This window comes from Rhizobium anhuiense, assembly GCF_003985145.1.
Lineage (GTDB): Bacteria > Pseudomonadota > Alphaproteobacteria > Rhizobiales > Rhizobiaceae > Rhizobium > Rhizobium anhuiense.
The window spans coordinates 36,438-57,396 of record NZ_ML133542.1; the positions used below are offsets into that span (position 1 = coordinate 36,438).

20 protein-coding genes and 1 tRNA gene are annotated in these 20,959 nt (G+C 60.1%); 11 read left to right on the top strand and 10 right to left on the bottom strand.

The window, feature by feature from the left end; all coding sequences use genetic code 11:
* Window positions 1-225 precede the first annotated feature (225 nt).
* A complete protein-coding gene (locus EEQ99_RS31935; RefSeq protein WP_028758505.1) occupies window positions 226-852 on the top strand; it encodes a TerC family protein in 627 nt (208 codons plus the stop codon).
* A gap of 1 nt (window position 853) precedes the next feature.
* On the opposite strand, the gene EEQ99_RS31940 is transcribed toward EEQ99_RS31935, so the two are convergent.
* From EEQ99_RS31940 to metG, 3 genes are read right to left on the bottom strand one after another with little or no spacing between them, the layout of a single operon-like run.
* The gene (locus EEQ99_RS31940) at window positions 854-1,672 is read right to left on the bottom strand and encodes an MBL fold metallo-hydrolase (protein WP_028757355.1); all 819 of its coding nucleotides are present in this window, start codon (window positions 1,670-1,672) and stop codon (window positions 854-856) included.
* A gap of 4 nt (window positions 1,673-1,676) precedes the next feature.
* A complete protein-coding gene (locus tag EEQ99_RS31945) occupies window positions 1,677-2,459 on the bottom strand; it encodes a TatD family hydrolase (protein ID WP_097544300.1) in 783 nt (260 codons plus the stop codon).
* A 4-nt stretch (window positions 2,460-2,463) separates the two neighbouring features.
* Window positions 2,464-4,014 carry a methionine--tRNA ligase gene (gene metG / locus EEQ99_RS31950; protein ID WP_127431772.1) on the bottom strand — a complete coding sequence of 517 codons (1,551 nt, stop codon included), beginning with the start codon at window positions 4,012-4,014 and terminating at the stop codon, window positions 2,464-2,466.
* 233 nt (window positions 4,015-4,247) lie between these two features.
* Here metG and EEQ99_RS31955 point away from each other — a divergent pair, with 233 nt between their 5' ends.
* Window positions 4,248-5,033: a sulfite exporter TauE/SafE family protein gene (locus EEQ99_RS31955; protein ID WP_028758508.1), complete on the top strand. Its 786-nt coding sequence runs from the start codon at window positions 4,248-4,250 to the stop codon at window positions 5,031-5,033.
* A gap of 121 nt (window positions 5,034-5,154) precedes the next feature.
* On the opposite strand, the gene EEQ99_RS31960 is transcribed toward EEQ99_RS31955, so the two are convergent.
* From EEQ99_RS31960 to EEQ99_RS31975, 4 genes are all read right to left on the bottom strand, one after another.
* On the bottom strand, window positions 5,155-6,180 hold the full coding sequence (locus tag EEQ99_RS31960) for a DNA polymerase III subunit delta' (RefSeq protein ID WP_127431773.1): 1,026 nt from the start codon (window positions 6,178-6,180) through the stop codon (window positions 5,155-5,157).
* An 8-nt stretch (window positions 6,181-6,188) separates the two neighbouring features.
* Entirely contained in the window at window positions 6,189-6,869 is a 681-nt protein-coding gene (gene tmk / locus EEQ99_RS31965; protein WP_028757350.1) for a dTMP kinase, read from the bottom strand.
* Between the two features lie 132 nt (window positions 6,870-7,001).
* Complete coding sequence (locus EEQ99_RS31970; RefSeq protein ID WP_127431774.1) at window positions 7,002-8,195, bottom strand: D-alanyl-D-alanine carboxypeptidase family protein; 1,194 nt, start codon at window positions 8,193-8,195, stop codon at window positions 7,002-7,004.
* Window positions 8,196-8,268: 73 nt separating this feature from the next.
* The gene (locus EEQ99_RS31975) at window positions 8,269-9,375 is read right to left on the bottom strand and encodes a septal ring lytic transglycosylase RlpA family protein (protein ID WP_127431775.1); all 1,107 of its coding nucleotides are present in this window, start codon (window positions 9,373-9,375) and stop codon (window positions 8,269-8,271) included.
* Window positions 9,376-9,803: 428 nt separating this feature from the next.
* Here EEQ99_RS31975 and EEQ99_RS31980 point away from each other — a divergent pair, with 428 nt between their 5' ends.
* Both EEQ99_RS31980 and EEQ99_RS31985 read left to right on the top strand, forming a co-directional pair.
* Window positions 9,804-10,277 carry a hypothetical protein gene (locus EEQ99_RS31980; RefSeq protein ID WP_244604882.1) on the top strand — a complete coding sequence of 158 codons (474 nt, stop codon included), beginning with the start codon at window positions 9,804-9,806 and terminating at the stop codon, window positions 10,275-10,277.
* Window positions 10,278-10,353: 76 nt separating this feature from the next.
* Window positions 10,354-10,557, top strand: coding sequence for a hypothetical protein (locus EEQ99_RS31985; protein WP_127431776.1), 204 nt, complete (start codon window positions 10,354-10,356; stop codon window positions 10,555-10,557).
* Window positions 10,558-10,643: 86 nt separating this feature from the next.
* Here EEQ99_RS31985 and EEQ99_RS31990 read toward each other — a convergent pair whose 3' ends face one another.
* Complete coding sequence (locus tag EEQ99_RS31990; RefSeq protein ID WP_127431777.1) at window positions 10,644-11,567, bottom strand: LysR substrate-binding domain-containing protein; 924 nt, start codon at window positions 11,565-11,567, stop codon at window positions 10,644-10,646.
* A 299-nt stretch (window positions 11,568-11,866) separates the two neighbouring features.
* Here EEQ99_RS31990 and EEQ99_RS31995 point away from each other — a divergent pair, with 299 nt between their 5' ends.
* A complete protein-coding gene (locus tag EEQ99_RS31995; protein ID WP_127431778.1) occupies window positions 11,867-13,906 on the top strand; it encodes an NADH:flavin oxidoreductase in 2,040 nt (679 codons plus the stop codon).
* Window positions 13,907-14,181: 275 nt separating this feature from the next.
* On the top strand, window positions 14,182-15,033 hold the full coding sequence (locus EEQ99_RS32000) for a glycine betaine ABC transporter substrate-binding protein (RefSeq protein WP_025554799.1): 852 nt from the start codon (window positions 14,182-14,184) through the stop codon (window positions 15,031-15,033).
* A gap of 93 nt (window positions 15,034-15,126) precedes the next feature.
* Here the strand turns inward: EEQ99_RS32000 and EEQ99_RS32005 are convergent, their stop codons facing one another.
* Window positions 15,127-15,453 (bottom strand): GYD domain-containing protein, encoded by a 327-nt coding sequence (locus EEQ99_RS32005; protein WP_025554797.1) that lies wholly within the window; start codon window positions 15,451-15,453, stop codon window positions 15,127-15,129.
* Window positions 15,454-15,668: 215 nt separating this feature from the next.
* On the opposite strand from EEQ99_RS32005, the gene EEQ99_RS32010 reads away from it, so the two are divergent.
* The 3 genes from EEQ99_RS32010 to EEQ99_RS32020 all read left to right on the top strand — a co-directional run bounded on the left by EEQ99_RS32010 (window position 15,669) and on the right by EEQ99_RS32020 (window position 17,592).
* Window positions 15,669-16,844 (top strand): GGDEF domain-containing protein, encoded by a 1,176-nt coding sequence (locus EEQ99_RS32010; RefSeq protein ID WP_127431779.1) that lies wholly within the window; start codon window positions 15,669-15,671, stop codon window positions 16,842-16,844.
* A 196-nt stretch (window positions 16,845-17,040) separates the two neighbouring features.
* Window positions 17,041-17,130: transfer RNA gene (locus EEQ99_RS32015), tRNA-Ser, on the top strand.
* A gap of 126 nt (window positions 17,131-17,256) precedes the next feature.
* Complete coding sequence (locus EEQ99_RS32020) at window positions 17,257-17,592, top strand: hypothetical protein (RefSeq protein WP_127431780.1); 336 nt, start codon at window positions 17,257-17,259, stop codon at window positions 17,590-17,592.
* A 608-nt stretch (window positions 17,593-18,200) separates the two neighbouring features.
* Here the strand turns inward: EEQ99_RS32020 and EEQ99_RS32030 are convergent.
* Complete coding sequence (locus EEQ99_RS32030; protein WP_127431782.1) at window positions 18,201-19,628, bottom strand: MFS transporter; 1,428 nt, start codon at window positions 19,626-19,628, stop codon at window positions 18,201-18,203.
* A 138-nt stretch (window positions 19,629-19,766) separates the two neighbouring features.
* On the opposite strand from EEQ99_RS32030, the gene EEQ99_RS32035 reads away from it, so the two are divergent.
* Both EEQ99_RS32035 and EEQ99_RS32040 read left to right on the top strand, forming a co-directional pair.
* A complete protein-coding gene (locus EEQ99_RS32035) occupies window positions 19,767-20,660 on the top strand; it encodes a LysR family transcriptional regulator (protein WP_127431783.1) in 894 nt (297 codons plus the stop codon).
* Between the two features lie 72 nt (window positions 20,661-20,732).
* The gene (locus EEQ99_RS32040) at window positions 20,733-20,957 is read left to right on the top strand and encodes an alkylphosphonate utilization protein (protein ID WP_003559525.1); all 225 of its coding nucleotides are present in this window, start codon (window positions 20,733-20,735) and stop codon (window positions 20,955-20,957) included.
* Window positions 20,958-20,959: the final 2 nt, after the last annotated feature.

The window sequence follows — 20,959 nt, forward strand, 5'->3', positions numbered from 1 at the left end:
CTCGATCCTGCCATCGATCGACGGCAGCTTTCCTGACTTGAAGAACCGGTGGCTGACGTGAATGTTCCAAGGCAATGGCGATGGGAATAGCGATGCCCCGCCGTGTTTCCGCCTTGCATGTCTGATGCACAGAGTCGCGAATTGTGCCGCCTGCGAAATCCGTCAGCGGTTGACGTTAAACCTTCGAGACGCTAGCACGGTTTTGACGCATTGGGGATAATTCATATGGACATCTTTACGGCAGCCGGTCTGACGGCTTTGCTGCAGGTCATTGCTATCGACCTCGTTCTCGCCGGCGACAACGCCGTAGTTATCGGTCTTGCTGCTGCCGGCCTCGAGGCGACGCAACGCCGTAAGGCGATCATCGTCGGCATCGTCGCCGCAACTGTTCTGCGTATTCTCTTTGCCAGCGTCGCGGTCTATCTGTTGGCGATCGTCGGCTTGCTACTGGCCGGCGGCCTGCTGCTCCTGTGGGTCTGCTGGAAGATGTGGCGCGAGCTTCGCGCCGGCCATGGCGAGAACCACGAAGCTACGGGCGCCGAACGCGCGCCGAAGAAGACCTTCTTCCAGGCGGCGACCCAGATCGTCATCGCCGACGTCTCGATGTCGCTCGACAACGTGCTCGCTGTTGCCGGTGCGGCGCGCGAACATCCGAGCGTGTTGGTGATCGGTCTTGCCCTGTCGATTGCGCTGATGGGCATCGCCGCTAACCTGATCGCCCGGTTGCTCAACAACCATCGCTGGATCGCCTATGTCGGTCTGCTGATCATTCTCTACGTCTCGCTCGACATGATCCATCGCGGCGGCGTCGAAGTGTGGCCCTACGTGCAGGCGAGCGGGCTCAAGCTTTAGACTAAATCCTGACCTCGGTCTCGAAGCTCATCTGGTCATACGCCGGCACCACATGGTCCGGCGTCTCTGCCATGACAGCGTCGTAATCAAGCGGCGTGTGCATATGCGTGAGGATCGCCTGTTTCGGCTTCAACCGGCCGATCCAGTCAAGCGACTGTTCCAGCGACAGATGGCTCGGGTGATAGGTATATTGTAGCGCGTCGATGATCAGCACGTCGAGGTTCTGAAGCTTTTCGACGGTCTGCGGCGGGAAATCGCTGATATCGCTGCAATAAGCTACATCGCCGATCCGGAAGCCGAGCGAGTGGATATCCCCGTGCTGCTGGAGATGCGGATGGAAGGCGATCGTGCCGCCCGGGCCGCGAATTTCGACGGGTTCATCCAGGTTTTCGATCACAACGGGCAGTACGATCGGTGGATAATTGCTGCCCGGCGGCGTTTCCAGACAATAGCCGAAGGCTTCCCGCAGCCTGTCCATCGTGAATTGGTCGGCAAAAATCGGCACCCGTCGGCGGGTATTGTGAAAATAGCCGCGCAGATCGTCGATGCCATGAATATGATCTGCGTGCGGATGGCTGTAGAGCACGGCATCGACATGGTCGGCCCCTGCCCTGATCATTTGCTCGCGAAAATCCGGCCCGGTGTCGATAACGACCGTGGTGACACCGCCATCCGGCGCGAATTGCTGCACCATGAAGGCGGCGCGCGTGCGCCGGTTTTTCGGATTGTCGGGATTGCAGGCGCCCCAATCGCCGGTAATGCGCGGCACGCCCGGTGACGACGAACAGCCGAGAATGGTGAAACGCCGCCGGTAGAGCACGCCGCTAGACCCTCGGCATCTTCGAGAACAGACGGAAAGCGTTCTCGGTCGTGATCCGCGCCACCTCTTCGTAGGAAAGGCCGATCGTATCGGCGAGCACCTCGGCCGTGTTGACGACATAGGACGGCTCGTTGCGCTTGCCGCGCCAGCGCTTCGGCGCCAGATACGGCGCGTCCGTTTCAACAAGCAGTCTGTCATGCGGGATCGTCTTAGCGATCTCGCGCAGCTCCTCCGACTTCGGAAAGGTCAGGATGCCCGAGAAGGAGATATAGCCGCCGAGCGCGACGCCGGTCGTGGCAAGCTCCGGGCCTGCGGAGAAGCAGTGGAGGATGAAGGGGAAGGCCCCCTTCCCGGTTTCCTCGGTCAGGATCGCCGCCATGTCCTCGTCGGCGCTGCGGCTGTGGATGACGAGCGGCAGCCGGGTCTCGCGCGCCGCCGCGATATGGCGGCGAAAACCGGTCTGCTGGTCCTCCGGCTTCTGCGTGTCGTAGAAATAGTCGAGACCGGCTTCGCCGATCGCCACCACCTTCTCATGGGCATTGGCGAGACGCACCAGCTCTTCCGTCTGGATATCAAGCTCTTCGTCGGCATTGTTCGGATGGGTGCCGACCGAGCAGAACACCGAGGGATACTTCTCCGTGATGGCAAGCAGCGCGCCGAGTTTGCGCACCCGTGTCGAGATCGTCACCATCTGCGAAACACCGGCCGAATGGGCGCGCGCGACGATCTCGTCCCGCTCCGCCTCGAAGTCGGCGAAATCAAGATGGCAATGCGTGTCGATCAGCACGGCTTCAAGCCTCCGGAGCCACGTAGCGCGGGAAGACCGGGGTCGGCGCTTCGAGAGCCGTTCCGGCAACGAGACGGCCTGCCTCGCCGAGGGCGGCGAAGTCGCGCTTGTCAGCGGGTGCGGCAACCAGGTCGAGCAGCTTGCCCGATGATTCCGGCATGAAGGGCTGCAGCAGGATGGCGATCTGGCGAACGACTTCGGCCGTCACATAGAGCACCGTGCCCATACGCTCCGGATCGGTCTTCTTCAGCGCCCAGGGCGCCTGGCCGGCGAAATAACGGTCGGTCTCGGAGACGACTGCTATGATCGAGGCGAGCGCCCGGTGTATCTGCTGCTTGCCCATGTCCTCGCGCGTCGATGCATGCAGCGCGTCCACTTGGGCCAGCATCGCCTTGTCCTCGTCGCTGAGCGTCCCGCATTCCGGGATCTTGCCGTCGCAGTTCTTGACGATCATCGACAGCGAGCGGCTGGCGAGATTACCGATGCCGTTGGCGAGGTCGGAGTTGATGCGCGTGCCGATCGCCTCTTCGCTGTAGCTGCCGTCTTGGCCGAAGGAGACTTCACGCAGGAAGAAGTAACGCACCTGGTCGAGGCCGAAATGGTTCACCAGATTGACGGGATCGACGACGTTGCCGAGCGACTTCGACATCTTCTCGCCCTTGTTGAGCAAGAAGCCGTGGGCGAAGACGCGCTTCGGCAGCGGCAGCTTCGCCGACATCAGGAAGGCCGGCCAGTAGACGGCGTGGAAGCGGATAATGTCCTTGCCGATGATGTGCACGTCGGCCGGCCAGTATTTCGCCCGCGGGCCGTTCCTGTCTTCTATATAGCCGGTCGCTGTAATGTAGTTGGTCAGCGCGTCGACCCAGACATACATGACGTGGGCAGGATCGTTCGGCACCTTGATGCCCCAGTCGAAGGTCGTGCGCGAGACCGAGAGGTCCTTGAGCCCCGACTTGACGAACGAGATCACCTCGTTGCGGCGTTCGGCCGGACCGATGAAGTCGGGATTCGCCTCGTAATGAGCAAGCAGCTTCTCCTGGTATTCGGAGAGCTTGAAGAAATAGCTTGCCTCTTCCACCCATTCGACGGGCGTGCCCTGCGGCCCGTAGCGCACACCGTCGGCGCGCAGCTCCGTCTCGTTTTCCTGGTAATAGGCCTCGTCGCGCACCGAATACCAGCCGGCATAGCTGTCCTTGTAGATGTCGCCATTGTCGGCCATCAGGTTCCAGATGTTGCGCGACGTCTCGTGATGACGCTCCTGCGTAGTGCGGATGAAATCATCGTTCGAGGCGTTGAGCAGCGTTGCCATCGCCTGGAATTCGCCGGAGTTGCGGTCGGCAAGCGCCTGCGCGGTAATCCCCTCGCCGCGCGCCGTCTGCTGCATCTTCTGGCCATGTTCGTCGGTGCCGGTCAGGAAGAACACATCCTTGCCGTCTAGACGCTGGTAGCGCGCCATCGAATCCGTCGCGATCAGCTCATAGGCATGGCCGATATGCGGCTTGCCGTTGGGATAGGAAATCGCGGTGGTGATGTAGAAGGGTGTCTTGTCTGTCATGGAGGCCAATGTCCGGCTAACTCTATAAAAATGGTCAGCCGCTCTTAGCGCATGTCACCGTCGAGCGAAACCTCAACTTTCCAGCTGTCGATGATTTCCCGGACGCTGGCGTGGTGAACTTGACTCCGCTTCTGCCGCCATCTACCCGTCATGGAAAAGAGGGCGGGACAAAACGAAGTGGCAGTTTTCATCTATCGGAATTGTCGTGGCTGCGCGCTGACAGGGGCGCCTGTTTGACATTCGAGCCGCTCTATTCGCTTTCCGGCCTGTGTGTGGGCGCCCTCGTCGGCATCACCGGCGTTGGCGGCGGTTCGCTGATGACGCCGCTGCTGGTGTTGCTCTTCGGCGTCCATCCGGCCACCGCCGTCGGCACAGATCTTCTCTATGCGGCGATCACCAAGACGGCGGGGACTGCCGTTCACGGCATGCATGGGCGGGTCAACTGGAAGATCGTCGGCAGTCTGGCCGTCGGCAGCGTGCCGGCCGCCCTGCTGATGCTCTGGCTGTTGGCGGGCGTCGACCGCAAAAGCATCGGCGTCACCAATACGATCACCACCGCGCTGGGCTGGCTTCTCGTCATGACCGCCATCATGCTGGTCTTCCGAGGTCCGATACTCCAGCTTGCGCGCCGCGCCATCGGCGACCGCACGCCGCCGCGGCCGGCAACCATCCTCGCCCTTACCGTCATTCTCGGATTCCTGCTCGGCGTCCTCGTCACCCTGACCTCGGTCGGCGCCGGTGCGCTGGGGGTGACGATCCTGCTGATCCTCTATCCCAGGCTCGATGTGCGCGAGATCGTCGGTTCCGATATCGTCCATGCGGTGCCGCTGACCTTGATCGGCGGCACCGGCTATTGGCTGATCGGCGAGATCGACTGGCCAATGCTGTCTGCCCTGCTCATCGGCTCTATCCCCGGCATCATTATCGGCAGCCTTCTGGCGCCGAAGCTGCACGAGCGCACCATCCGCATCGTGCTCGCCGCCACGCTAGCAGTGGTCGCAGGCAAGCTGCTGACCTAGAGCAATTCCAGGAAAAGTGCGAAGCGGTTTTCCCAGGCAAAGCGCGAAGCGGTTTTGCCGGGAATTGCGTCAAAACAAAAGGATAGAGCGGTTCTGCGCTTCCGTTAAACGCTGAACCGCTCTAGAGGCCCGGCTGTTTGATATCGGCGAGAATGCTGATGATCGTCTGCTTGCGGTCGAGATTATAGGCGTCGGAAACGGTCAGCCGCTCGGTAATGTCCGAATAGAGCCGAGCCAGCCGCTCCGCAGCTGTGATCTGCCCCTCGCTTGCTGCCGCCCGCGCGCGGTTCATGATATCGTCGCCGACATGGCTGACGAAGAAATCGAAGATCGTGTCGCTTTCCCTGCCCGAAAGCGCGTCGGCCAGCCGATGCATCGCCTTGCGCGCCGTCGGTCCTTGGGCGGAAAGCATCTCATCATAGGCGGCAATGATCTCGCCGCCACCGTAGTTCAGGAGTTTCAACGCCTCGCCGACGCTGCCCTTGGCGGCCGAAAGTACCGCCCCGCCCTCGCCTGATATGCCGAGATGGTCAAGGGCCGCGACCAGCGCGGCGTCGGCAAGCGGCGCCAGTTTCAGCGGCAGGCAACGAGAGCGGATCGTCGGCAGCAGCCGTCCCGGCGCATGCGAAAGCACCAGGAACAGCGCCCGCTTCGGCGGCTCTTCCAGGATCTTCAGGATGGCGTTGGCGGCATTGCGATTCATGTCGTCGGCCGGATCGATGATGACGATCCGCCAGTTGCCGGTGCCCGAGGTCTGCGAGAAGAACTTGCCGGCGCGGCGCACCTCGTCGACGGTGATCGCCGATTTCACCTTGCCGGTCTTTTCGTCCACCGGCCGGGCAAGATGCAGCAGATTGTGCGAGGCGCCGGAGGCGATCTGCCGGCTGACGGGAGAGGCAGGGTCCGGATCGCCGATCATTTCCGGCGCTCGCTCGGGATCGGGATGCGATAGCACGTGATTGGCAAAGCGGAAAGCGAGCGTCGCCTTGCCGATGCCCTCCGGGCCCTCGATCAGGATGGCGTGGTGGCCCTTGCCGGAGCGGTAAGATTGCGCAAGGAAGGCTTCCGCCTCCTCATGGCCGAACAGCCTGGTATTTTCTCCCGGCCAGATGGCGCCGTCGAGCAGTCCGGGCCTTTCCTCACTCATGATGGGCTTCACTCATGATGGGCGGCTTCCGGCATTCGCAAACGGTCGGCGGGCGACTTGAGTTGTTGGACGATCGCCAGGATCTCGGCAGCGATCGCCTCTTCGCTCTGCATGGCGTTGACCACGTGGCAGCGCTCCGGCTCGCGGGCGGCGATGTCGAGAAAGGCCTCGCGCCGTTTCTCATGCGTTTCGAGCCGCTCCTTCTCGAAGCGGTCGGGACCGTCGGCTGGAGCGCGCTTCTGCGCCCGCTCCAGCCCGATCTTGGCGGGGATGTCGAGGATCACGGTGCAATCCGGCATGACGCCGTTGATGGCGATGCGCTGCAGCGTCTCGATGAAATCCGGCTCGAGATTGCCGGTTATGCCCTGATAGACGCGGGATGAATCCATGAAACGGTCGCAGAGCACGATCTTGCCGGCGGCCAGCGCCGGCCGGATCACCTCTTCGACATGGTCGTTGCGCGCCGCGGCAAAGAGGATCGCCTCCATCCGCGTGCCGAAGGCTTCGGCAGCCCCTGACAAAAGCACGTGGCGCACGGCCTCCGCGCCCGGCGATCCGCCTGGTTCGCGCGTCATCAGCACGTCGTGACCTTCGCCCTTCAACGCTTCGGCGAGGCGGCGGATCTGCGTGGATTTCCCCGCGCCTTCCCCGCCTTCAAACGTAACGAACAATCCCGTACCGGATGACAATGACAACTTCCCGCATTCCAGGCGCCGCACGCGCCGTGCTCCATCTATCTATCCGAAGATGTCAGGGAGGAAAACCTTTCGTCGCGGCGACATATTCACCTTTCCCGGCAAATTGCACCAGAAAGTGGCCGCTCAGCCGGGTGCCGACTTGTCCCAGAGCCAAGAGAAGAACAGCGATTCGCCGAGTTCCAGCATGGCGTCGACCGCCCGGCTGCTGAGCGAGCCCTCGCCGACCGCCTGCATCGTATAAAGCGGCACTTCTCGGAGCAGCCGGCTGCCTGCGAAAATCCTCAGCACCCCTGCCTGGGTATCCGGCTCGACCGGCGCCGTCAGCGGCCAGTGATAGATGATGCGCGCCGACAGCCGATCGGGATTGCTGATCGGAATATAGACGCTGACCGGCGCCTTGGCGACGAGATCGACGGTACGCGCCGTACCGCCATAGACGCTGGCGGCGCCGATCACTTCCTTCTCACCGAAGATCTGCCGGTCCTCAAAGGCCGTCAGTCCCCATTCGAGCACTCGCTTGGCCTCCTCCGTCCGCTCCTTGTCGGAAGCGATGCCGGCAAGCGCCAGAAACAGCCGCCTGCCATCGCGCTGGACTGAGGCGACGATCGAATAACCCTCGCCCTCGGTAAAGCCGGTGGCAAGCCCGTCGGCGCCGAGATCGAGCCCGAGCAGCGGATTGCGGTTGCGCTGGAAAATCTTGTTCCACTCGAAATCCGGCTGGGCGAAATAGGGATAGAGATTGGGATAAGACTGCTGCAGGGCGGCCGCAAGCGTCACCATCTCGCGCGCCGTCACCTTGCTCTTGCCGTCGGGGAGCCCGGTGGAATTGCCGAACTCAGCCTTCTCCATGCCGAGTTCACGGGCGCGGCGTGTCATCGACACGGCAAATTGCTGCTCGCTGCCGGCCATGCCTTCGGCCAGGATGATGCAGCTGTCGTTGGCGCCCTGGATGGCGACGCCCTTGATCAGGTCCTCGACGCGCACGCGCGATTTCAGGCTGGCAAACATCGTTGCCGTCCTCGATGGCGCGCCGCCGGTTCGCCAGGCATATTCGGAAACGGGATATTCGGTATCGAGCGTGATCTGCCCCTTCGTCACCGCCTCGAAGGCGAGATCCATCGTCATCAGCTTGGCGAGCGAAGCCGGCGAAAAGCCCTGGTCCTCGTTCTTGGCGAGAAGCACCGTGCCGGTGGCGGCCTCGATCATATAGGCCTGCGCCGCCTTGGTGGCGAAACCGGCGGTACCGCTATCGGCTGCAAATGCGCCGGTGGAGAGCGGCATGATGCATACAAGCAGACGAAGCAAAGGCTTCAGCATCAAGAATTCCCATCGATCAGGGGGCGTATTTCAGGAGGTTAGAGCGAGAGGAAATTCGATGCAATTGCCGCGCTCAGCGCGCGGCGGATTTTGCCTGATGACGCTTCGTCGCAGCAAGGATCGACTCCTGCGTCAGCCCGTCATTGCGCACCATCACAGCGTCGAAGGCGAGATCGACCGTCACGGTCTTCACATCCTCGTTCTGGTAGCCGAGCGCGAGAGACCCCAGCGGCCGTTCGTAGGGCATGGGGCCGATCTCCGGCAACACGACCATCTGGTCGAAGGACGGAGCGGCATTGGTGGCGGATGGTGCTGATGGCGCTACCAGAACATGGGCGGGCGCTGCCAAAGCGGGTGCTGCGACGGGGGCCGCATTGTAGCGTGCGCTCGGCGTCGACCCGGCATAGGAAGTGGCCGACATCGGTACCGGCACGTTGGCCGGCGTCTCATAATCTTCCGAACTCTGCAACTGATCGCGGGTGATCTTGCGGCTGTTGGAGGCGACCATCACGCCGGTTGCGATCTGGCCTTCCGGATTGACGCCGGGAATGCGGCTGCCCTTCGGCACGTAGGACGCCATCAGATAGGGCATGTCGTGGCCGTCCATGCGGGCGCGGCCGACATATTGCACTCGCACCTTGCCGGTGCCGCTGTGCTGCAGATCCAGCATGTCGGCCGTCTTGTTGGAAAGGTCGATGATGCGGCCTTCGTGATACGGGCCGCGATCGTTGACGCGCACGATGACGGAGGAACCGCTTTCGAGATTGGTGACGCGCGCATAGCTCGGCAGCGGGAAGGTCGGATGCGCGGCGGAAAGATGCATCTGATCGTAGACTTCACCGTTCGCCGTCAGGCGCCCATGAAAGGCCGAGCCATACCAGGAGGCGACGCCGACCTTGTTATAGGCGAAGTCTTCCTTCGGATAATACCACTTGCCCTTCACCTCGTAAGGATTGCCGACGATGTAGCGGCCGCCGCCCTTGGGGATGTTGTTGCCGGTGGCGACGCGCGGACTTGCCTTCACGCCATATTCGGATTCGGAGAAATATTCTTTGCCGTGGAATTTCTTCTTCGGCACCGCCTGTGTCGTGCCGCATGCCGCAACCGTTGCACACATCGCCGAGATCGCCAGCCACCGTGCTGTCGTTGCGAAAGACGCCGCCCCGTATTCCAGTTTCATATGTCCCACGCCGCTCAAAGATCGTTATGGTTAAGGAACCTTGCCCCATCCTGGGCCAATAACGCCTTATCCCCACCCGCCTAACGAGACTTTAATCATGCGAAGTTCGTGGCAAATTTACGAACGATTTCGCAGCGATAGCGACAATTCTAATGATTATGGTTTATAAATCACTAACGCGGACCTCTCCGCCCTGCCCTTCCGCCGCCGCAACAAGGTCCGAAATCCTCGTGTCGATGCGGGGCATATGGTAAACGCAAGCCCGCTTCCGATGCCCGAAAAGCCTGGATTGGCACAGGCGGCGCAAGCTTCCCAAACTACGCGGCGTCACCTTGCCTCATCAGGCGAAAGGACGCTATGCATTCTGTGCGCAGGGTTGGGGGATTGCCGTGGGCGGAATTGTCAAAAGCTTGATTGTGTTGGTCATAATGACCGCCTCATCGGCCGTCGGCGCCGCCGCGGAGGATTTCCCCGGCTATTGGCGCAAGACGATGACCAATGATCCATCGACGAATTTCTATCTTGCCCAGGCCCTGAAGCCCTTACCGAACAAGGATGCCGAAACCATCAGAGTGCTCAGGCTGTCGCTGATCGCCGGCAATTTGTGCCTCGGCGCCAGCATCAATACGAGGACAGGCGAGGCCTTTCTGCAGCAGGCCGGATATGATCGTCTCCGCGGAAAGGCCTGGGACGAAGCCGCCTTCCTCGCGAACGACTGGTTTAAACACTTCAACTACCGCTCTCTCGCCCATCTCTGCGCCGGCATTGACTATATTTTCGGGCCGGAGGGAAAACTGGCGCCCAATCTGGTCAAGCCCGGCAAGGGTGAACCGAAGGGATCCTACGACCCCCTGGACTCCTACTACATGCGGCTTCCGCCCTTGCGCAAACCAAACGGCTAAGTCACGTCACCAATTGCCATAATGGAACGAAATGCCCGCCGGGAGCTTTGAAGGTTTAGACCTTTGGAGGATCACCATGAATAATGAAACCATTCTGCAGCTCGACACGGTCAGCCAACAGTTGCACGCTCGATCTCGCGCGCTTTCCCAGCCAGATAAAGACAACGACATCTCGATCCTGATGTCGGCACTCGCCGTGACGATGGAGGCGGTTCGTTCTCTTTGCGAGGATATGAACCAGCTCAACGGTCCGAAGGGCCTTGGATCCGACGGGCGCTAGCTGCCACTTCCCAAAGCCGTTGGAATTGCGTCTATGCGCAGCATCCCCTCCGGAATCACGCCAAGGGCGGGAACGACACGCGCGCCTCAAAGACCTTCAAAACGGTTCGCCAGCCAGTCCCTGAAAATCAGGGCGACCTTTCTGCGGTTCGGGGCACTTGGCGTTACCGCATAGAAACGCCTCCCTGTCTTCAGGGTGCGGTCAAGAGCAATGACGAGGCGGTTTTCTCGAAGGGGACGATCAATGAGAGGTCGCCAACCGAGCGCGATGCCTTCGCCATTTTCAGCAGCCTTCATCGCGACAAGGGAATCGTTAACCTGCAGCGATGTCGGCAAGGTCGGCGGAGCGCCGACGCCTGTAGCCCGCAACCAGTCGGCCCAACCGATCCTGAAGCGATACGGGTCAACGTAGTGTATAAGCCGATGGCACAGTATATCGCTGGCAAGTGACAGAGGCTTGCTCTTCGCCTGATAAACCGGGCTGCAAACAGGCAATATTTCCTCGTTCCACAGCGGAATGGCATCACAATCCGGCCAGTTTCCATCGCCGAGCCGAATGTGAACATCGATGTTGCTCGTCGTCATCGCTGGATCGCGGTCCAGGCATCGCAGGTCAATCATCAAGTCGGGATGGACTTGGCGAAATTCCGGCAGCAGCGGCATCAGCCATTCTGTTGCCATCACCGTCGAGGCGCTGATGACGAGGGTGTCTCGGCGAGGCATGCCGGCGATATCGTCAAGCGTTTCGGCGATCGACGCAAATCCCCCCGATACCGCCGAATAGAGGCGTTGGCCTTGCGTTGTCAGGCTTAACGCCCGCCTTTCCCGGACGAAAAGCGCGTGGCCGAGAGACGACTCGAGTTGTCGGATCCCGTGGCTGACCGCAGGCTGAGTGATGGACAATTCCGCGGCGGCTTTCGAAAAATTCAGATATCTCGCCGCAGCCTCGAACAGGATCAGGCTGTGGAGGGAGGGAATTGTCCGTCGTAACGACTGACTATCATGACTCATGGTTTCGAGTTCTTCGCCGTTCGAAAATTGCAGCGCACGGAATCTCCGTCACACGGTGCAAGACTGCGCACCGGCAAGAAGCGAAACACCTTATCGTTCGCGTGGTCAACAAGCCTGGAGGACGATCACCCACTCACCTGCCGGCCGATCCGGTCTTTATCCATCCTGCCTCATACTTCCATGAATTTATTTGCCCTTTACGGCCTCACGCCCTCGCCGGACATTGTCGTTCACCCGCCAGAACCCGACGTCGGGAGAACAGGCGACTACGACAATAGGCCGTCACGGGAACAATTGAGATGTCAAACGATCCATTGCTCCAGCCTTTCCAACTCAAGCATTTGACACTCCGAAACAGGATGATGTCGACGGCGCACGAGCCGGGATATACTGAGGACGGACTCCCGAAGGAGCGCTATCGTCTCTACCATTCGGAAAAAGCCAAAGGCGGGATAGCAATGACGATGATCGGCGGTTCGTCCGTCGTCGACATCGACAGTCCCCAGGCGTTCGGCAATATCCAGCTCCACAAAGACGAGTCCGTGAAGTGGCTTCGAGAGCTTGCCGACGACGTTCACGACCACGGCGCTGCCGTGATGATTCAGATCACTCACCTGGGAAGCCGAACCAACTGGAACAAAGGCGATTGGCTCCCGATAATCGATGCGTCCCACATCCAGGAGCCCGCGCATCGCGCCTATCCCAAGGCGATGGAGGATTGGGACTTCGAGCGCGTGATCACAGCCTATGCCGACAGTGCGGAGCGGGTCAAAGCGGCAGGGCTTGACGGGATCGAGCTCGAATGCGCCTCGCATCTCATCGCGCATTTTTGGTCTCCGGCAACAAATAAGCGGGAGGATGAATACGGCGGCTCGCTCGAGAACCGGATGCGCCTGGTGAACGATATTCTCACCGCCATCCGTAAGCGCATCGGTCACGAATTCATTGTCGGCGTCCGCATGGTCTGCGATGAGGTTTGGGATAAAGGGCTCTCGCGAGACGAAGGGGTGGAGATTGCCCGTCGATTGAAGGCCGGCGGTTTGATCGATTTCGTCAACGTCATTCGCGGCCACGTCTCAGAAGACGAGGCCTTGAGTCATGTGATTCCGAACATGGGAACCGCATCTGCTCCCCATCTCGATTTCGCCGGAGAGGTTCGTCAGAATGTGAAGATACCGACCTTTCATGCGGCAAGAATTCAGGATGTGGCTACCGCGCGACACGCGATTGCGAGCGGCAAGCTTGATATGGTCGCCATGACACGCGCGCACCTTGCCGATCCTCACATCATCCGCAAGGTGATCGAAGGGAAGGAGAATCAAATTCGCCCCTGTGTCGGCATGGGGTTCTGCATCGATTCCATTTACCCCGCTGGCAACGCCACCTGCGTGCACAATGCGGCGACTGGTCGGGAGGGCAGCCTCGCGCATGTGATCAGGAAGACCAACGGGCCAATGCATAAGATTGTGGTCGTCGGAGCGGGACCGGGCGGTCTTGAGGCTGCACGGGTCGCGGCCGAGCGGGGCCACAAGGTCACGGTTTTTGAGGCTGGATCCAAAGCAGGCGGACAAATTCTAATAACCGCGGCACTGAAACGCCGTCGCGAAATCCTTGGGATCGTGGACTGGCGCTTGTCTGAATGCGAGCGCCTCGGCGTCGAATTCCACTACAATCGCTTCGTCGATGAGAGTGACGTTGTGGCGGAAGAACCCGACGTCGTCGTCGTTGCCACGGGCGGACTGCCTAATGTTGACTGTCTTGAGGAAGGACAGGAGCTTGCGACGACCAGTTGGGACATCCTCGGCGGAAGCGTTCAGCCCGCGAAAAATGTGCTGGTCTACGACGACAACGGTTCGCACCCCGCCATGACGATCGCTGAGTTTCTGGCCGACGCGGGCTCGAATCTTGAAGTTGTCACGCCTGCACGAACCCTTGCGCCGGACATCGGGGCAACGAGCTACCCCGCCTATTTCCGTGCCCTCAACAAAGCCGGCGCAAAGATCACCCTGAACCTGCGCATTGAGCGCCTCGAACGTCGCGGCAACAGGATCGCAGTCATACTTTTCGACGAGTATTCCAAGGTCTGCGTCGAAAAAGAGGTGGACCAGGTTGTCGTCGAAAGCGGGACGAAGCCGATGGACGAACTCTATTTCTCGCTCAAGCCGCTCTCCCGGAACCAAGGTGAAATCGATTACCGGGCGTTCATAGCGGGCAAGCCGCAAGTTGTTGCCAATAATCCCGGTGGCAAGTTTCAGCTGTTTCGGATTGGCGATGCGGTCGCAAGCAGGAACATCCACGCGGCCATATACGACGCGCATCGATTCATGGCCGCGGTTTGATCAAGGCCGTAGGGTTGAATGCCCGCCAATCAGTTCGATTTCGGCCAGTCCTCCAGGGATCGATCTTAAAGGCATACGCAAGTCAAGGCATGCCTGAAGTCCCGAAAGATGTGGGCCTCGCCGTCTACAAGGTCGTGGCCATGATGGCTACGAGCGGGACTCGGTGATCTGATTGCAGGAATTGCGCGCAGGGATGACCCCTCGCCGCGCAATCATGAAGGCCAGGCCGACCGCTGGTGTTTCATGAAAAGGGGAACGAAAACTAGGAGCAAAAAATGATGAAGTTGTGGAAAATGCTTTGTGCCGCGGCCATGTTCGGAATGACCATGCTGCCCGCGCACGCGGAAGAAAAGACCATCACCATTGGCACGATGCAGTGGGAAGATCTGGGAGCGATCAGCGGTGTCACCAAGAAGGCGCTGGAAGATTCCGGCTACACCGTCAAGGTCGTGTCGTTCTCCGAATGGGGCATCGCCTATGCCGCTCTCAGCAAGGGCGATATCCAGATTCTCGCCTCGCTGACCGACTACGTCGCACAGGATTATTGGGACAAGAACAAGAAGAAGCTGGAGAAGATATCGCCGGTTTCGTTTGGCCTGTACCAGGCTATTGCGGTTCCGAATTATGTGCCGATCGACTCCATGGAGCAGTTGAACGGTAACGCCGACAAGTTCAGCGGCAAGATCGTCGGTATCGAACCGGGTTCAGGCCTGATGCGCGATGCCGCCAACTCGGTCAAAGCCTACGACCTCAAGCTACAGCTTGTCGAAGGCAGCACGGCTGCGATGACGGCTGAATTGAAGTCGGCCATCGACCGAAAGGAATGGATTGCTGTGACGCTCTGGGAGCCGTCGTGGATGATACAGAAGTACCCGGTCAAGTTTCTGAAGGATCCGAAGGCGATATTCCCGCTGGCGCAGACCTACAACTGGATAGCCAAGAGCGGCTTCTCCACCGAGAACCCGCATGCGCGCGAAGTCATCGCCAGCGTATATCTCCCGCTCGCAGATATCACCGCGATCGCCGGCGCGGTCGCCGACGGCAAGACAATGGACGAGGCGGTTAAGGGCTGGACCGACACCCATGCCGACCTCTTGAAGCGCTGGGAAAACATCAAGTCGAAGTAACGCTTAACTGCCGGGCCACCGAACAATCGGCGGCCCGGCTCAGACTTTACGCGGAGAGCCGCGGAGGGCTCGCTGGCATTCGGCCCCTGCTTATTACGCTGCCGGTGGACGATATCGAACCGACTTCGCCTTTTCCAACGCTTCGATCGTATCCTCGACGCTGAGGAGGACAGTGGTTTCCATCGCGCTGAGCGCGCCTCCTGCGCCGATAGCCAGTGCGACCGCCGCCATCGAGACGTTGTCAGGCGCCTCCCAAAGATTCCAACCATCATGCTCGCCGAAGGCGTACCAGAACCCGTGGAGCTTTCCGCCTACGGATTCAATATAGCTGCGTGCCGCCTCCCGGCGATCCTCGGGGTTTTCGATCATGCGCGCCCATGTCTCGGGCGTGTAGCTGAAGCGCGTGAGATACATGGCCATGGTGTGTGTCCTCCGCCAGAATAGCACAGTAAACGCTCAAGCCGGGGCGAAGGCGAGTCATTTCCAGCGGGAGGAACAGGCCGCTCAACGCTTCCTATCGCCAGTCTCCGGAAGCACCGCGAATACTGACGTCTAAAGGTCACTCCGCGTTCATTGAAAAGTAGATTTTAGCCGTTATTCGGAGCCCGCTTCTCATCTCATATCGGGTTCCGGCAATGGATCTTGCGACTGTTCTTCTTCTACACAAGTCTTCCTTCATCGTCGGAGCAATCTGCTTCTTTTACGTGAGATGGCGCTCCGGAGCGACGCCAGGGCTTGGCGTACTTGCCGGCAGTTTCTCTTTGCTTGCGATCGCCTCAACGCTCGCTGGTTTGGATGAGAGCCTTCATATGTCCGACGATGCCAGGACGTTCTGGAGTTTTTCACTCGGCGCCAATGGTTATGGGCTCATGGCGGTTGGGCTTTTCGGCCTCAGCCGGCGTCAAAACTCTCTACGAGACTGGTGGCCGTTACTCCTGCCCGTCGTCCTGACGCTGAGTGCGGTGATAACGCCATGGTATTTGAACAACGGATTGAGAGCATCGGTGTTCAACGGCAGCGCCGCCGTCCTGCTTGCCTTGTCAGGTTTCGTGATCGCCCGCGACTTCTTCCACGAGCGCCTTACCGCGCGGCTCGGTCTTTCTGCATCCATATGGGTGGCGACGTCTCTCTCCGTTTTGGTGGTCGTCGGCTTCGTCTTTCCGAACGATGCGCCCCTTCCTCCGCGCTACGCATTCTTTTTGCTGATCATCTGTCATTTCGCGGTGGCGCTGTTTGTGCTCGTGCTCGTGCAGGAGAGAGCCGAAGAGAAGCTTACCAGACTTGCAAATACCGATATGCTGACCGGCATTCCCAATCGGCAGCATTTCTTCAATTCGCTTCCGAAAAGCCTCGGCCCCGGAGACGCCTTCGTCCTCATCGATATCGACTTTTTCAAGCGTGTGAACGATATGTACGGGCACGACAAAGGCGATGTCGTTCTCATAAATGTTGCTCGGACAATTGCGCAGAATGTCCCCCCTTCCTGCGTGTTCGGCCGGCTGGGCGGCGAGGAGTTCAGCCTCTTTCTTCGCGGCCAAACGCAATCTTCCGCTTTTGCACTCGCTGAGCGGATACGCGAGGCGGTAAGCGCCGTCAGCCTTGTCTTCGAAGGAAATCAGGTCACCCCTTCCGTCAGCGCAGGCGTGGCACTTTGGGAAGCGGGTCTGACCGACCAAGACGTCCAGAAACGTGCAGATCAGGCGCTCTACATTGCCAAAAACAACGGCCGTAACAGGGTCGAATTGTTTAGCAGTGCCGGGTTGACCAGCAGCTTCCTTGCGCCGGAAATGGCACGGGCTCGCGCAGGCTGAAGAACGGTTGAAGGCGGTTCTCTCCCGAGCTATTTGCCCATCATAGCGGAGATGTCGGCAAATGCTGCAGAGCACGTTGACGCTGCGATCAAAGCTGCTAAAAAGCCAGCCATCGAATGATTGGGTCGCAAATCGGCAGCAATGACCGGTTGCTGGAATCAACAAAATGTCGATTTCTTAACCTTTTCAATCAGATGGAAGAGTGTCCGAGTGGTTTAAGGAACCGGTCTTGAAAACCGGCGTGCGGGAAACCGTACCGTGGGTTCGAATCCCACCTCTTCCGCCATTTCATATTGATTTTGTTATATAATTTCCGATTTCCGCTTGGGAGCTGCGCCCTTATCTTAACGGTAGGATGCCATCTCAGAAGCATCGGCGCGGTATCGCAGGCCTCCGTTTTAGTGTTGCCCCAATGATTCTGCTCGCCCTGACGCTCGCGGGCAATCTCCCAAAAATCACGATTGTCTTTTGGCGCGATTTCAATCATCTCGACGTTGCTGGGATATTCACTTGCGAACAAGTCAGCGAAACTGCTCAAAGTCATTTGGAGATAATTCGCTTGAAGCTTTTTGCATGGCTTTCCTGGATGAGTTGCTCGACTGAATGGGCGCCTTTCCCTTCCGAAGAAAAAGGAAACCTTGGCGGCATAGTCATGCGACGGCGCGGCGAGAAATTTCCATTGGTTGAAACTCGTATGCCGACGCCGGATGAACAATGTGAAGCACAGCTTTACTTCGCCATACGTTAGGCGGGCAGCTGCGCGTTGCCGTGGTCGCACTGATCATCACACCTTCGTCGATCTTGGTGAGTCTTACGCCTGCTCCTTTGCGTTGACGATGAGATGATATACAGGCTGCAGCAGGACGCGACTGCCATTAACTTAAGAATGGGGTCGGGCGGCAGATTGACGTCACGTCGCTGCCACGAGATCACGTGGCCGTCCTTTGAGCCGGCGTCGCAAAGACGTTCTCGCTGCAGCCTTGAAGCGAGTTTGGCTTGGTTCAACCTTCCAGCTGAGCGGCATTCTCCGCCATAATTTTCATCAGACATTCCTTCACGATCAGGCCCTCGGCGTCCGAGCAGCTTGATCCTCTACGAGGAGCCACAGATCCTGGAATTGCTCTGGTGAGTGCCCTCACGAGAGGTGAGAGTATATCAGGACGCCAACAGAACCCCAGAAGATTACTGGCATAAGTATCATCCCCGCAACAATGATCTTGGTCACAGCAATAGCTCCGCAAACTCCACCAAAGTCCGCAAAACCTATTGCAGCGACCGAAGCTTTGGTATCGGCATGAAGTCCGGGACAGATCGGACCTTGGTCTGAGTTTCGCTCGGCGGCCGATGAGGGTCGGGCTAACTCTCCCCGAGCGCTCGGCGGCACCGGCAAGTCCCGGTCGCAATGGCGAGCGCAACGACAATCAGCGCTGCCGCGACGGCGAAGGTGATCCGCATGCCTGAGTGAACCGCGTCGGGATGCGCCGCCGCAATATCGTGCGCTCCCGAAGAGAAAGCGAAGACGGCGCCCATGACGGAAGCGCCGGTGATCAGTCCGAGATTGCGCGACAGATTGAGCACGCCGGAGATGACGCCGCGCTGGTCGGGGCTGATGTCGGCCATGACGGTGGTGTTGTTGGCCGCCTGGAACAGTTGATAGCCTGGCGTCAGCATGGCGATGGCAGCGATATAGCCTGTAATGCCGGGAAGCACGGCCACGGCGACGGAGCCCGCCGCCATGGCGACGAGCCCGGCGATAACCACGAATGATGCGTCCAGACGATCGACCAGGCGGCCGGCCGGGATTCCGCTCAAGATGGAGATGACAGGGCCGATCGACATGACGAGCCCAACGAGAGTTTGATCGAGCCCGAGCGCGTGGGAGAGGTAGAACGGCGCGACCACCAGCGTCGCCATCATCACCGTTGCAACGAGCAGGTTCATCGCCAAGCTGGCGCTGAGCACCGGGTTGCGGAACACCGCCAAGCGGACCAGCGGCGATGCCGTTCTCGCCTCGGTGAACACGAACAGACCGGCGCCGAAGACAGCCGTGAGCAGCAGGGCAATGTTCAGCGGACCAAAACTGCCGCGCCCGATCGTCATCGCCAACGCATAGGCTGACAGCGTCAGGGCAAGCACCAGCGTGCCCATCGTATCGAAGCTGGTCCGATTCGCCTTCCCCTTGCTGAGATCGGCGGGCAGATAGCGATGGACGAGAACGAAGCTCAGCACGCCGAGCGGCACGTTGACGAGGAAGATTGCCGGCCAGCCGAGCCCGGCGATCAGGAACCCGCCAAGCGAAGGCCCAAGAGCGGTGCCGATCGCCGACATGGTTCCGAGCAACCCCATGGCGCTCCCGGTCTTCGCCTTCGGCACCGTTTCGCTGACGAAGGCGATGGTCAGCGCCATCATGATGGCGGCGCCCAGGCCCTGCACCGCACGCGCGGCAATCATCAGCCAGAGTGTCGGCGCCAGGCCGCAGAGGATTGAGGCCAGCGTGAAGAGCAGTATGCCGATGAGCAGCAGCCGGCGGCGGCCGGTGATGTCGCCGAGCCGTCCGACGCTGACGATCAGGGTGGTGATGGCGAGCAGATAAGCGAGCACGATCCACTGGACATCCTGGAAGGTGGCGTCGAATGCCTGCGCCAAAGTCGGCAGACCGACATTGGCGATGCTGGTGCCGAGCGATGGCAGCAGCATGGATAGGGAAAGACTGGCAAGCGCCCAGCGGGCGGAGGGTATGCGTTCGGCGACGGCCTCGCCTCGCTCTGCAATGACTGGTTTCACAATGGCCTCCTTTTCCGTGGGCCCGAATGGAGCCGATGAAAAGCTAGTCCGCTGCGTGGCGTGGCGGAAGGCGCACGATTTGCATTTCATTCATGCGTCTGACGCCACATCATGATGAAACCATGTTATATGGGATGCATGTCGACACCCGATCTCAACCTGCTCGTCACCCTGGACGTCCTGCTTGCAGAAGGCAGCGTTGCGCGCGCCGCCCGAAGGCTGCGGCTGAGCCCGTCGGCGATGAGCCGGGCGCTGGCCCGATTGCGCGAGACGACCGGCGATCCGCTGCTGGTGCGCGCCGGCCGCGGCCTCGTTCCCACGCCACGGGCGCTGGAACTGCGTGAGCGGGTCGGTTGGGTCGTCGAGGAGGCGCAGGCGGTGCTGCGGCCCTTGGAGGCGCTCGACCTCCAAAGCTTGGTCCGGACGTTTACACTGCGCAGCAGCGAAGGCTTCGCCGAGAATTTCGGTCCCGATCTCATCGCCCGCCTCAGCCGGGAAGCGCCAGGCGTCCGGCTGCGCTTCATGCAGAAGCCGGATAAGGACAGCACCCCGCTACGCGACGGTACCGTCGATCTCGAAACCGGCGTCGTCGGCGATACGACCAGTCCGGAGGTGCGGGCGCAGGCCTTGTTCCGGGACCGTTTCATCGGCGTGGTGCGCAGGGGCCATCCGCTCAGCGAAGGCGAGATCACGCCTCCCCGTTACGCGGCCGGCCGGCACATCATTGTCTCCAGGCGCGGGCTCGACAAGGGGCCGATCGATGAAGCCCTGAATGCGCTCGGGTTGGACAGGCAGGTCGCCACGATCGTCGGCGGCTTTTCCACGGCGCTGGCGCTCGCCCGAACCTCCGATCTGATCGCCAGCGTGCCCGAGCGTCACACGGAATCGCTGCGCGCGGGGATGCATAGTTTTCCCCTGCCCGTTCCGACGCCTGAGATCACGATTTCCTTGCTTTGGCACCCCAGGATGGATGCCGATCCCGCCCATCTCTGGCTGCGCGAGTGTGTCCGGGATGTCTGCGCGGCTATGTGATTGAAGGCCGCCTAAGGTTGACTATGCCATGTCGCCGTGATTTCCCGTCTCGCATCAACAAGCGAGGACATCATGGCTGACGACATTATCGTAAAAGACAGCAACGGAAGCCAGCTTCACGACGGCGATTCCGTAACGCTGATCAAGGACCTCAAGGTCAAAGGAACTTCGGAGACGCTGAAGCGCGGAACGCTGGTCAAGGGCATTCGCCTCACCGACAATCCCGGTGAGATCGAATGCAGCACCAAGCAGGTCAAAGGTCTCGTGCTGAAAACCGAGTTTTTGAAGAAGGCATAGGA